Source organism: Gordonia sp. Swx-4 (assembly GCF_030316175.1).
Classification (GTDB): domain Bacteria; phylum Actinomycetota; class Actinomycetes; order Mycobacteriales; family Mycobacteriaceae; genus Gordonia; species Gordonia alkanivorans.
In genome coordinates this window covers 4,482,264-4,495,212 of the sequence record NZ_CP128197.1, presented here as the reverse complement: position 1 = coordinate 4,495,212, position 12,949 = coordinate 4,482,264, and the positions used below count along the sequence as shown (strand labels likewise).

Genomic DNA, 12,949 nt, shown 5'->3' with positions numbered 1-12,949 from the left:
ATGACCTCAGCGGCGGGACCGGCGACGACGCGGGTCACGAGGCCTCAGGCGGCGTCGCGCCGACGCTCGGAAGGTCGCGGCACGTTGCAGGTGTTCCTCGGATGCGCACCCGGCGTCGGGAAGACCTACGAGATGCTGGCGCAGGCCCGGAACCTCAGGGACGAGGGTGCAGACGTGGTGGTCGCGGTCGTCGAATCGCATGGGCGGCCCGCGACCGCGGCCCTCGTCGAGGGTCTGGAGGTGATCCCCAGGATCGCCCTCCCGTATCGGGGGGCGACATTCGACGAGATGGACCTCGACGCCGTCCTGGCGCGCCATCCTCAGGTGGTGCTGGTCGACGAACTCGCCCACACCAACACTCCGGGATCGCGAAATGCCAAGCGGTGGCAGGATATCGAGGAACTCCGTGACGCCGGTATCGACGTCTGCTCGACCGTGAACATCCAGCACCTCGCCAGCCTGAACGACGTCGTCGCCCAGATCACCGGTGTCGTGCAGAGGGAGACGGTGCCCGACGACGTCGTTCGCGGCGCCGATCAGATCGAACTCGTCGACATCGACCCACAGGCGCTACGGCAGCGACTGTCCGCGGGCAAGGTCTACCCGTACAGTCGGGTCGACGGGGCTCTGGGCAACTACTTCCGGCAGGGCAACCTCACCGCGCTGCGCGAGTTGGCCCTGTTGTGGCTGGCCGACCAGGTCGACGACAAACTCGCCGATTATCGTGCGGCACACTCGATCACCGACACCTGGGAAGCACGCGAACGAGTCGTGGTGGCGATCACCGGCGGGCCGGAGTCGCCCACCCTGTTGCGTCGGGCCAGTCGTATCGCGTCGCGATCGAGCGCGGAACTGCTGGCCGTACACGTGGTCCGCGGGGACGGGCTCAGTGATCGCGGCGTCGATCTCACCGCACTCCGAGAGCTCGCCGCCGGTTTCGGCGCACGGATCCACACGGTGGTCGGTGACGACATCCCGGCCACGCTGCTCGTGTTCGCGCGCGGGGTCAATGCCACCCAATTGGTTCTGGGTACGTCCCGTCGACCGCGTTGGCAACGGATCTTCGACGAAGGTGTCGGGGCGACGGTCGTGAGCGGTAGCGGGCGCATCGACGTGCACATGGTCACGCACGAGGAGACGCCCCGCCGACACCGGCTCGACATCCGTGACACCAGGTTCCATCGACCGCTGAGCTGGGTCCTCGCGGTGGTCGTACCGCTGGTGGCGACCGGTGTGCTGCGGTTGCTCGATCCCTGGCTCGGGTTCACCAGTCAGTCGGCGCTGTTCTTCGTGTCGGTGCTCGCGGTGTCGATGCTCGGAGGCATCGCGCCCGCGGCGTTGTCGGCGGTGGTCTCCGGCCTTCTGCTGAACTACTTCTTCACCGATCCCCGGTTCACCTTCACCATCGATCAACCGGACAACCTGATCACCATCCTGGTGATGCTGCTCATCGCGATCGCCGTGGCCGCCCTGGTCGATTCGGCGACGGTACGGCGTGCTCAGGCGCAGGAGGCCACCCGCGAGGCGGAACTGCTGGCGATGTTCTCCAGCGTCGTGCTCGGCGGCGCCGATGTCCCGGGCCTGCTCGAACGGTTACGTGAGACCTACGACCAGACGGCCGTCGCACTGGTCCGACGCACGTCGAAGACCACTCGGACGGTGGAGGCCTGGGTCGGCGACTGCCCGCTGAACGGTCCGGATGACGCGGACACGACGTGTTCGGTACCGGGTGGGCAGTTCGAGTTGCTGCTCCGCGGGCCGAGACTCGGCGCGCGGGACCGGCGGGTGCTGGCCGCCGTGGCCGGGCAGGCAGCAGGTGCCGTCGAGCGGCACGCCCTGGAGGTCGAGGCGGCCTCTGCCGAGGCGCTGGCCCGAACCGATGAACTCCGGCGCGCGTTGCTGTCCGCGGTCGGCCACGATCTCCGCACACCGCTCGCGGCGGCGAAGGCCGCGGTGTCCAGTCTTCGTAGCGACGACGTCACCTTCAGCCCCGACGACACCGCGGAACTGCTGGCAACGGTCGACGAGTCGGTCGACCATCTGGCGGGTCTCGTCGGCAACCTGCTCGACTCCTCTCGGCTCGCCGCAGGGGCGGTGCGACCCCAGATGCAGCACACGTTCCTGCCCGAGGTCGTGCACCGCGCCGCCGCCGAGGTGCAACGGCTCAACCCGGACCTCGTTCTGACCATCGAGCTCGGCCAGGCGTGGGCGTACACCGACCCCGGTCTACTGGAACGCGCGCTCGCGAATCTCGTCGACAACGCCCACCGGCACGGCGGATCCGAGGTCGAGATCACCGTCAGCGGAACCGGTGATGACCCGCCGCGCTGCGTGATTCGCGTCGTCGACCACGGGCCCGGATTGCCCACGACCGACCGTGAACAGGTGTTCGCGGCCTTCCATCAGGGCGGCGACACTGCGGGGGCGTCGTCCGGGGTGGGGCTCGGCTTGTCCGTGGCCCACGGGTTCATCTCGGCGATGGGAGGAGAACTGTCCGCCGGGGACACTCCCGGTGGCGGAGCCACCCTGGTCGTGGACCTGCCCACAGTGGCTGACCTTCCGCGATCGGAGGAGGGGAGCCGATGAACGCCGACAAGAGTCGCGTCCTCGTGGTCGACGACGAGCCCCAGTTGCTGCGCGCGCTGCGGATCAATCTGAACGCGCGCGGTTTCGCGGTGTCCACGGCGGCAACCGGCGCGGCAGCCCTGTCGGCTGTTGCGCGGTTCAACCCGCACGTCGTCGTCCTGGACCTCGGACTTCCCGACATCGACGGGTTGACGGTCCTCGAGGGTCTGCGCGGATGGACGTCCGTCCCGGTCATCGTGCTCTCGGCGCGGACCGACGCGGCGGACAAGGTGGTGGCGCTGGACTCCGGTGCCGACGACTACGTCACCAAACCCTTTGGGATGGAGGAGTTCCTGGCCCGGTTGCGGGCAGCCCTGCGGCGGGGCGCCGCGTCGGGGGTGACTGCGGAGTCGCCGGTGGTGGACGCCGGCGCGTTCGTCGTCGACCTCGCGGCGAAACAGGTGACCCGCGAGCAGGAGCCGGTCCATCTCACTCCGACGGAGTGGGGAATCCTGGAGATGCTGGTCCGCCACGAAGGGAAGCTGGTGTCCCAGAGCGACATCCTGAACTCGGTCTGGGGTCCCGGCTATCTCGGGCAGAGCAACTATCTTCGCGTCTACCTCGCGAGTCTCCGACGGAAACTCGAGGAAGATCCGGCACACCCGCGCCACCTGATCACGGAGGCGGGGATGGGCTACCGATTCGTGCGTGCATGATCGGCCCAGCCGACATCCCTGCGGGTCTGGCGGAGCAGTCCACGCTGGGGCCCGCCTGGCAGGACTGGCTTCGCCGGCTGCCCGCAACCGCGTCGGGGCTTCTCGACGCCTGGGAGCTCCGCCGCGACGGGGAGGAACTGTGGCACGGCTTCGAGTCGCTGGTGATCCCGGTGATCGACCGGAACGGACAGCGTGCGGTCTTGAAGGTCGCCTTCGACGGCGACGACGAGGGCGCCCAGGAAGCACTCGGACTGCAGCACTGGGCCGGACGCGGTGCGGTGCGGATGCTGCGTGCCGACCCGCGGCTGCGCGCGCTGCTCCTCGAACGACTGGGGCGGACGGACCTCACGACGGTCGAGGACGACGAGGCCTGCCGCGTGGTCGCGGAACTGTATGGCGTCCTGCACATACCGGCGCCCGGACGGATGACGCCTCTGACCACGCATCTGGAGCACTGGCTGGCGGGGCTGGCCCGTATGTCCCGCGACGCTCCGGTGCCGAGACGGTTTGTCGAACAGGCACTTTCACTCGGCCGGAACTTTCTCTCCGATGAGTCGACGGTGGGTGTCGTCGTTCACGGCGACCTGCACCACGAGAACGTACTGTTGGCGCCGTCCGCCGGCCGACGTTGGCTCGCGATCGACCCGAGCCCGATGTCGGGCGACCCGCACTACGAGCCCGCGCCGATGCTGTGGAATCTCCTCGACCGCCGAAGGGGTGACCCGCGGTACGTGATCCGCTCCCGTTTCCACAGCATCGTCGACGCCGCCGGACTCGACCCGGACCGGGCGCGCGACTGGGTGATCGTGCGGATGATCCTCAACGCGCACTGGGCGACCGAGGATGCGGAGAACGCCTCGCGTGCCCTTACCGTAAGTGATCGCGAGTGGATCACCACCTGTATCACGGTGGCCAAGGCGGTCATCGACTGACCGTCAGCGAGTGAAGAGGGTTCCCAATTCCGGTATGAACGAGTTGATCCCGGCGAGACGCAACCCCTGCCACGCGGTGACCTGATTGGCGGTCAGGACCGGCTTCGCGAACTTCTCCTCGAGTCCGGTGATCCACATCGCGGTGTGCAGGGCGGTGTCGGGGATGAGGAGCGCCTCTGCGTCGGGGTGGTCCGCGGCCGCGATCATGTCGAAAAGGCCGTCTCCGTCCAGGATTCCGGCTTCGGAGGCGGTCCCGATGTCGTTGGCGCGCAGCGAGACCACCTCGATGCCGCCGTCGCCGAGGAAACCGATGAACCGTGAGGCCAGGGGATCGGGGTAGGTTGCGGCGATCGCGACCCGGGACAGTCCGAGGTGGTGACACGCCTCGACGAAGGCCAGCGAGGTCGACGACGCGGGAAGGCCGGCGAGGGCCGCGACGTCGGCCACCTGACGTCGGGCGCCGTCGAGGCCGTAGACGAAACTCCCGGAGGTGCAGGCCCACATCACCGACGCCGGTTGATCGGCCTGGGCTCGTCGCAGCCCCTCGGCGAGGCGGTGCTGTTCGCCGACCGCGGCCATGGCGTCGACGGTGTGGTCATCGGACTCGATCTCGGTGATGGTCACCGGCAGGCGGACGTCGGTGCCTGCGGCCACGAGCACGGACGCGATGAGCTCGTAGTCGTCTTCGGCAGCGTGACCGGGATAGAGCATCGCGACGGTGGTTGTCACCCGCACACCTCCAAGGTAGATTGTCAACAATCTACCAACTGCGACAGACTAGAGGGCGCATGTCGGAAACAGCACGGTGGCTCAGCGCCATCGAACTGGCCGACGCCTACCGGACCGGTGAGCTGACGCCGGAGGCGGTGGCCGTCGAACTGCTCGACGCCGTCGACCAGGTCGACCCTTCCGTCAACGCATTCTGCCTCGTGGATCGGGACGCGACCCTCGCCGCCGCCCGGGAGGCCGGCGAACGTTTCAGGGCGGGCACTCCGCTGGGGCCGCTCGACGGGGTGCCGGTCAGCATCAAGGACCTGCTGCTCACCGGCGGCTGGCCCACCCTGCGCGGGTCGCTGATGATCGAGTCGGATCAGATGGCGTGGGACACCGACGCCCCCGCGGTCGCGCGACTCCGCGAGGCCGGCGCGGTGATGCTGGGCAAGGTCACCACACCGGAATTCGGGTGGAAGGGCGTCACCGACAGCCCGCGTACCGGCATCACCCGCAACCCGTGGAACGCACTGCGGACGTCCGGAGGATCGAGTGGTGGTTCTGCCGCGGCCCTGGCGGCCGGACTCGGTCCGCTGTCGGTGGGAACCGACGGCGGGGGATCGATCCGGATACCGGCCGCCTACTGCGGGGTGGTCGGATTCAAGGCCACTCTCGGCCGGGTCCCGATGTATCCGCCGAGTCCGTTCGCGCCGGTCGCGCACGTCGGGCCGATGACCAGGACGGTCGGCGACTGCGCGCTGCTCCTCGACGTCCTCAGTGGGCACGATCCGCGGGACTGGTCGGCGCTGGCGACGCCCACCGAGAGCGCCGCCGCCGCCATCGCCGACGTCCGGGACCTCTCCGATCTGCGTATCGGGTACAGTTCCGACCTCGGCTTCGGCTCGAATGATCCTGGGATACAGTCCAATACGGACCGCGTGGTATCGGTGCTCGAACAGCTCGGGGCGACGGTGGAGAAGGTGGACCTCGGCTGGGAAGACCCGGCGTGGGCGTATCACATCATCTGGTTCGCCGGAGCCGACGTGGTGGTGCGAGGGCTCGGCCCGGGCGCGCAGGAGAAGGTCGACCCGCTGCTCCTCGAGGCGCTCGAACGACACCGAGACTTCACCGCGGACGACGTCGTCAGCGCGAACGCGCTGCGCATGGAGATGGGAACCACGATGGGTCTCTTCCACGAGGAGTTCGACCTGCTCGTCACCCCCTCGATGCCCACCGTGGCCTTCGAGGCGGGACGCACCGTTCCCGAAGGATCGGCATCGCCGGACTGGACGTCCTGGACGCCGTACAGCTATCCGTTCAATCTCACCGGGCAGCCCGCGATCACGGTACCCAGCGGATTCGTCGACGGTCTGCCGACCGGCGCTCAGTTCGTCGCTGCGCGACACCGGGATACGACCGTGCTGCGGGTCGCGGCGGCGTACGAGGCGGCCGCCGGCTTCACGATGTTGGGAGACCGTCCGTGACCGGCCGTGCCGAACGATTCATCACCGTGACACTCGAGAAGCGGGGGGTGACGGCGGTGGCGCGGATGCTCGACGCCGAGGCGCCGCGGACGGCGGCAGCGGTCTGGGATGCGCTGCCGCTGGGTGGCCAGGTGTTCCACGGCAAGTTCGCGCGCAACGAGATCTACACGCTGCTACCGGCATTCGCGCCGGTGGAGCCGGGTCCCGAGAACACTACCATCACGCCGATTCCCGGCGACCTGTGCTACTTCACCTTCGACGGTGTTTTGGACAACCCCGCATATGGGTACGATCCCACATCCGCACCGGCCGAACACCGGCTGCTCATCGACCTCGCAGTCTTCTACGGAAGAAACAACCTGCTGGTCAACGGCGATGTCGGCTGGGTACCGGGGAACGTGTTCGCCACCATCACGGAGGGCCTGGAAGACTTTGCGGCGGCTTGCAACGACATCTGGATGGGCGGCGCGCGGGGGGAAACGCTCACCTATGCGAGCTTCGAGCGGTAAGAAAGAAGGAATGACGGTGGCGATCACAGTGGATGGGGACGGCCCGGGCGTGGACGGCCCGGGGGGTCGGCGCGCCGCTTCTCACCAGGGAAAACGAGGCGGCTCGACGCGCCGTCGAGTGCTCACGCCACTGGTGCAGGAGTCGACACCGGCGATCATCGCGCGTAAGTTGCACAATGCCATTGCGAACGGCGACTTCCCACCCGGGTCGCAGTTGACGGAGTCCGGTCTCGCCGCAGACCTGGGCGTCAGCCGCGGCCCGCTGCGTGAGGCGATGCAACGTCTCACCGCGGAGGGTCTGCTGGTCAGCCATCGCAACCGGGGCCTGTTCGTCGTCTCGATGGAGAGAGACGACATCCGCGACATGTACGTCGCGCGCACGGCGGTGGAACGTGCTGCCGTGCAACAGGTCATCGCGCACAGCGAATCGGAGGCGGTGGCCGCGCTGGACGAGGCGGTGGAGGCCATGCGCGTGTTCGGCGACGAGCCGAACGGTGCCGGGATGGCCGAGGCGGACATGGGATTTCACCAGACGCTGGTGGAACTCGCGGAAAGCCGGCGCCTTTCGCGTCTCCACGAGACGATTCTCGTGGAAACACGAATGTGCTTGCGAGCCATGCGAGGAACATATTCATCGGGAAAGGAACGGATCGACGAACACCAGGCGTTGGTGGACGCCATAGCTGCGGGGGATTCTGCCAAGGCAGATGCGCTGATGATCGAGCACATGGCCGACGGGCTGCGCCGATTGATCGGTGACGGCGACGACGCCGGTGATGTCCCCGGGTCCGGGAGCTGATCGCTCGCGGTTCGAATGTCCACGGATGGTCGAGCAGGCTGCCGTCCGTGCACAAAGGCCCACCAACGCCGGAGATGACCTAGCGAGGGGCGAGTCACGGCCTCGATGACATTCAGGAAGCGCAGATGAGCGACACGACACCAGCGGATACTTATGAGCAGCTCGCACCGGACCCGGAGTCACCCGAGGGACGGAAACTCCTCCGCAAGGCCATCGGTGCCTCGGCGATCGGAAACGCCACCGAATGGTACGACTACGGCGTCTACGCCGCGGCCTCGGTCTATCTGACCCAAGCCTTCTTCCCAGGTGAGTTCGGAACCATCGGCACCATGCTGGGTTTCGCGGTCTCCTTCGTGCTCCGCCCCCTCGGTGGCATGATCTGGGGGCCGATCGGCGACCGTATCGGCCGCAAATCTGTTCTGGCCATGACGATCCTGCTGATCTCGGGCGCCACCGCGCTGATCGGCCTACTGCCCACGCACGCGTCGATCGGTGTATGGGCACCCATCCTGTTGATCCTGCTCCGCGTCATCCAGGGTTTCTCGACCGGTGGTGAATACGGTGGCGCGGCAACGTTCATGGCCGAGTACGCGCCGGACAACAAGCGCGGCAAGTACGGCTCCTTCCTCGAGTTCGGCACGCTCGCCGGCTTCTGCGGCGGTACCGCATTCGTTCTGCTCCTGCAGCTAGGCCTCACCGACTCGCAGATGGACCAGTGGGGTTGGCGTATCCCGTTCCTGCTCGCGCTGCCCATGGGTCTGATCGGGTTGTACCTGCGCTCGCAGATGGATGACACCCCCGTCTTCCAGGAGCTGGAGCGGGAGGACGAGATCAAGGGTTCGGCGTGGACCCGGTTCAAGGATCTGCTCGTCAACTACCGGCGACCGATCCTGACGATGTTCGGCATGGTCATCGCACTCAACGTCGCCAACTACACGCTGTTGGCGTATCAGCCGACCTACCTGCAGAACACCATCAACCTGTCCGAGACCTCGGCGAGCGTCGTCAACCTGATCGGGCAGCTCGTGATGATGCTGCTCATCCCGTTCTTCGGCTGGTGGTCGGATTCGACCGGGCGCAAACCCATGTGGTGGGGATCGCTGATCGGCCTGTTCGTCCTCGCGCTCCCGCTGTACTGGCTCATGGGGCAGGGATTCGTCTGGGCGATAGTGGCATTCGTGATCCTCGGAGCGCTCTACATCCCGCAGCTGGCCACCATCTCGGCGACCTTCCCGGCCATGTTCCCGACGCAGGTGCGATATGCGGGCTTCGCGATCTCCTACAACGTCGCGACCGCTGCGTTCGGCGGTACCGCGCCGCTGGTCAACGATGCCGTCGTCGAGAACACCGACTGGAACCTCTTCCCGGCGGTGTACATGATGGGGGCCTGCGCCATCGGCATGGTCGCGCTGCTGTTCCTGAAGGAGACCGCGGGCTGCTCGCTCCGCGGCACCGAGATCCCCAGCAAGGAGAACGACTTCCACGAGCTGCAGAAGAAGCCGGCGGAGTCGAGGGTCTAGGCCAGCAACCTCAGCCCGGCGAGCGTGTACGCCTTTGCCGCAGTGACGAGATCTGCGATGGCGACCGACTCGTCGGGCTGATGTGCGTCGGTGTTGATGTTGCCGGGGCCCAACACGATCGACGGGATGCCGAGGTCGCGGCTGACGAAACCGCCGTCGCACGCAGCGCTCCAGCCGCCCACCGAGGTCGCGGTGCCGGAGTCGGTGACCGCACCGACTGCTGCGGTGACGAGCGGGTGATCGGCGGCGGTCGCGAAACCCGGCATCTCCATGGTGACGCGGACATCGACGGTGATGCCGTCGGTGTCGATTGCCCTGTCGCGGATAGCTTTTCGGAGGTCCCCGGCGACCGCATGCGGGTCCTCGAAGGGCATCAGGCGCCGGTCGATACCGAGCGAGCATGTCGGTGCGACGACCGAGATGCCCTGTCCGCCTTGGATGGTGCCGACGTTCCAGGTGCCGCAGCCGAGCAGGTCGTCGAGCGTCTCGTGAAGGTGCTCGTGGTCGGCGCGGATGAAATCGACGATCGCGGCCGCGGCGTTGATGGCACTGCGCCCGTCGGCCGGTCGGCCGGAATGCGCGGCGCGGCCGGTCACCTCGATCTCGATGTACGACGCACCGCGGCAGCCGCGGACGATCTGCATGTCGGTGGGTTCGGCGACGATACAGCCGAGGAATTCGGAGTCGGCGGGACGGCCGACGAAGTCGCGCACGCCGATGCCGTGCTCCTCCTCGTCGACCGTGCACACCAGGCGCACGGGGCCCGAGAGTCCGACGCCGAAGTCGCGTGCCCGCGACAGCACGCTCATGGCTGCCACGACGGACGCGATCCCGCCCTTCATGTCGGTGGTGCCGCGTCCGTAGAGCCGGCCGTCGCGAGTCCGCACGGTGTACGGGTCGGCGGTCCAGTTCGGGCCGGCCGGCACGACGTCGGAATGGCCGAGGAACATCAGTCCCGGGCCGTCGCCGCCGGGGAGAGTGGCGATCAGGTTCGGGCGCTCGGCGGCCACCTCGTAGGTGTCGACAGCGAACCCCAGCGCGCGACACGCCTTTTCCAGGATCTCGACGGCGGCGCCCTCGGTGCCACCCGGGTTCTCGCTCGGTGCCTCCACCAGCGCGGTCGTGAGCGCGGTGACAGCGGCCTCGTCGATCAGATCGACGAGCGACTGCTCGGCCGGACTCAGCTCAGGTACGTGTTCACCGCTCACCGTGCCATCTTCTCAAGACTGGACGTGAGGCGTCGAATACCTTCGTCGATCCGGTCCGGCGTGCTCGACGCGAAGCACAGGCGCATCGAGTTGCGGAACCGGCCACCCGGCGACAGCGCCGGACCGGGGATGAAGGCGACGCCGTCGGCCAGGGCGATCTCGAACAGCTCCCGGGTGTCGATCTCGGCGAACTCCTCACGCAGCGTGACCCACAGGAAGAAGCCGCCCTCCGGGTTGGTGGTGACCACGCGGTCGCCGAGGTGGCGGGCGATGGAGTCGAGCATGGCGTCCTTGCGCTCGCGGTACAGCGAGCGGATGCCGGCGAGGTGGTCCTCGAGGCCACCGCGCGCGATGTACTCGGCCACGATGTGCTGGTTGGGCACGTTGGTGCAAGTGTCCATGGCCTGCTTGCCGTTGATGAGCAGCTGCCGCAACGACGGATCGGCGTCGACCCAGCCGACGCGCCAGCCGGGAGCCAGGATCTTGGAGAAGGTCCGCACCGAGAAGATCAGCGGATCGCCGGGACTCATCGTCTGGAAGGTCGGGATGTCGGTTCCCGCGAAGCGCAGCAGACCGTACGGATCGTCGTCGATGACGACCGAACCCCACGTGTGGGCCAGGCGCAACAGCTCGCGGCGTCGTTCCTCCGACATCGTGACGCCGGACGGGTTCTGGAACGTGGGGATCGTGTAGATCGCCTTGGGGGTCTTGTGGGTGCGCGCCACCAGATCGGCGAGCAGATCGACCTGCATGCCGTCGTCATCGACCGGTACCTCGAGCAGCTGTGCGCCGTAGGACAGCGCGGTCGCGCTGCCGTTGGTGTAGGTCGGGGACTCGACGATGACCAGGTCGCCGGGATCGACGAACAGTTTGCAGGCGAGGTCGAGGCCCTGCATGCCGCCGGTGGTGATCACCAGGCGGTCGTGGGTCGACGGGTCGGGCGTGGTGGCGAGATAGTCGACGAGCAGCTGTAGCAGCCGCGGTTCCCCTTCGGTGGCACCGTAGGTGAACGACGTGTGGTCGAGGATCTCGCCGGCGATCTGACGGAACTCGTCGGCCGGGACGGCCTCGTCGGCAGGTGAACCCATCGCGAAGCGCACGATGTCGTGGGACTGAGCGGCCAGCAGGGAGGTCGACGAGTCGATCATCGACCCGACCAGGTCCTTCGTCCGCCCGGCCAGAGGCAGCGTGGGGCCGGAATGCCGTAGGTCGTTCACGGGTTCGGTGGCGGTGTGGGTGGTGGTCATTCTGGTCACCTCATTCCTTCTCTGGAGTGGATTGCGTTGTGCTCGACACTATTTCTGGATCAATTCCCGCGGGAACGACGTGAGGCACTCGACGCCGGTGGGGCTCACCCGCACCGATTCGGAGAGCTCGAAACCGTAGTTCTCCATCCACATCCCGCAGACGATGTGGAAGGTCATGTTGGTCTCGAGGACGGTCTCGTCCTCGGAGCGGATGCTGATGGTGCGCTCACCCCAGTCCGGCGGGTACCCGATGCCGATCGAATACCCCAGGCGCGAGGGCTTTTCGAGTCCGTACTTGGCCAGGGTCCAGTTCCAGGTGGAGGCGAGTTCGCGCGTCGCCACCCCCGGCTTGATCGCCTCGAGGACGTTGTTCAGTCCCTCGGCGGTGGCCTTCGCGACATAGTCGAGGTCTTTGTTCGGGGTACCCAGCGACACCGTCCGCGCGAGCGGACAGTGGTACCGGTTGTGCGCGCCGGTCAGTTCGATGACCACCGCCTCGTCCTCGACGAAAGTTCCCTGATGCCAGGTGAGATGGGGTGTGTCGGCCGCCGCGCCGGTCGGCATCATCGGCACGATCGCCGGGTAGTCGCCGCCGAAATCCGGTGTCCCGGTGATCTGTGCCTGCGAGATCGCCGCCGCCGCATCGCATTGCCGCACACCGACGTCGATGGTGTCGATCGCCGCGCGCATGGCCTCCGAGCACACCATCCCGGCCTGACGCATCAGCTGGACCTCGGCCTCGGACTTGACCGACCGCACCCAGTTGACGAGTTCGAAGTTGTCGACGAGCTTCCACTCCGGGATCGCATTGTGCAATGCGCGATAGGCCTTGGGAGAGAAGAAGTGCGAGTCCATCTCCAGGCCGACCGAACCGCCGCGCGAGGCGGGCGCGATGGCGTGCCGCTGGCGGAGCGACCACGCGACCCAGTCGAAGGGATGCACGTGCGGCCGGTGCACGTAGCTCTCCGGGTACCCGACGATCTGCTCGTCGGGCAACCACGTCGTGCGGTGCGCGCCACGGGCATCCATCTCCCGGGCGTAGAAGACCATCTCGCCCTCGATCGGGACGAACAGCATCTGCGGGGTGTAGAACGACCACGCGTTGTACCCGATCAGATAGAAGATGTTGGCCGGGTCGGTGACGATGATCGCCGACAACCCCTGACGGTCCATGAGTTCACGAACCCTCGTCAGGCGCTGTTCGTACTCGCTGTCGGTGAACAGCTGAGTACCGAGGTACATGGGCTTGCTGCTCCTT

Annotated in this window: 11 protein-coding genes; 7 read left to right on the top strand and 4 right to left on the bottom strand. The window is 67.3% G+C overall.

Translation table 11 applies throughout. The features are described from left to right. The 3 genes from PWF70_RS20330 to PWF70_RS20320 are packed head-to-tail and all read left to right on the top strand — an operon-like array spanning position 1 to position 4,213. A complete protein-coding gene (locus tag PWF70_RS20330) occupies positions 1-2,586 on the top strand; it encodes a DUF4118 domain-containing protein (protein ID WP_081474356.1) in 2,586 nt (861 codons plus the stop codon). Further along, positions 2,583-3,281 (top strand): response regulator, encoded by a 699-nt coding sequence (locus tag PWF70_RS20325; RefSeq protein WP_035754527.1) that lies wholly within the window; start codon positions 2,583-2,585, stop codon positions 3,279-3,281. The genes PWF70_RS20330 and PWF70_RS20325 overlap by 4 nt, the downstream gene beginning before the upstream one ends. Then, a complete protein-coding gene (locus PWF70_RS20320) occupies positions 3,278-4,213 on the top strand; it encodes an aminoglycoside phosphotransferase family protein (RefSeq protein ID WP_035754529.1) in 936 nt (311 codons plus the stop codon). Before PWF70_RS20325 ends, PWF70_RS20320 begins: the two co-directional genes overlap by 4 nt. A gap of 3 nt (positions 4,214-4,216) precedes the next feature. On the opposite strand, the gene PWF70_RS20315 is transcribed toward PWF70_RS20320, so the two are convergent. Further along, positions 4,217-4,942 (bottom strand): maleate cis-trans isomerase family protein, encoded by a 726-nt coding sequence (locus PWF70_RS20315; protein ID WP_035754657.1) that lies wholly within the window; start codon positions 4,940-4,942, stop codon positions 4,217-4,219. 59 nt (positions 4,943-5,001) lie between these two features. On the opposite strand from PWF70_RS20315, the gene PWF70_RS20310 reads away from it, so the two are divergent. The 4 genes from PWF70_RS20310 (at position 5,002) to PWF70_RS20295 (ending at position 9,236) form a co-directional block, all read left to right on the top strand. Further along, complete coding sequence (locus tag PWF70_RS20310; protein ID WP_035754531.1) at positions 5,002-6,408, top strand: amidase; 1,407 nt, start codon at positions 5,002-5,004, stop codon at positions 6,406-6,408. Next, positions 6,405-6,917 carry a DUF3830 family protein gene (locus PWF70_RS20305; protein ID WP_035754533.1) on the top strand — a complete coding sequence of 171 codons (513 nt, stop codon included), beginning with the start codon at positions 6,405-6,407 and terminating at the stop codon, positions 6,915-6,917. The genes PWF70_RS20310 and PWF70_RS20305 overlap by 4 nt, the downstream gene beginning before the upstream one ends. A 10-nt stretch (positions 6,918-6,927) precedes the next feature. Beyond that, the gene (locus tag PWF70_RS20300; protein ID WP_081724860.1) at positions 6,928-7,716 is read left to right on the top strand and encodes a GntR family transcriptional regulator; all 789 of its coding nucleotides are present in this window, start codon (positions 6,928-6,930) and stop codon (positions 7,714-7,716) included. A 125-nt stretch (positions 7,717-7,841) separates the two neighbouring features. Beyond that, on the top strand, positions 7,842-9,236 hold the full coding sequence (locus tag PWF70_RS20295; RefSeq protein WP_035754538.1) for an MFS transporter: 1,395 nt from the start codon (positions 7,842-7,844) through the stop codon (positions 9,234-9,236). Here PWF70_RS20295 and PWF70_RS20290 read toward each other — a convergent pair. From PWF70_RS20290 to PWF70_RS20280, 3 genes are read right to left on the bottom strand one after another with little or no spacing between them, the layout of a single operon-like run. Then, a complete protein-coding gene (locus PWF70_RS20290) occupies positions 9,233-10,444 on the bottom strand; it encodes a M20 family metallopeptidase (protein ID WP_035754539.1) in 1,212 nt (403 codons plus the stop codon). The two genes, PWF70_RS20295 and PWF70_RS20290, sit on opposite strands and share 4 nt — an antisense overlap. Beyond that, complete coding sequence (locus PWF70_RS20285) at positions 10,441-11,691, bottom strand: aminotransferase-like domain-containing protein (RefSeq protein ID WP_035754541.1); 1,251 nt, start codon at positions 11,689-11,691, stop codon at positions 10,441-10,443. Before PWF70_RS20285 ends, PWF70_RS20290 begins: the two co-directional genes overlap by 4 nt. A 48-nt stretch (positions 11,692-11,739) precedes the next feature. Next, positions 11,740-12,933: a M24 family metallopeptidase gene (locus PWF70_RS20280; RefSeq protein ID WP_042378519.1), complete on the bottom strand. Its 1,194-nt coding sequence runs from the start codon at positions 12,931-12,933 to the stop codon at positions 11,740-11,742. Positions 12,934-12,949: the final 16 nt, after the last annotated feature.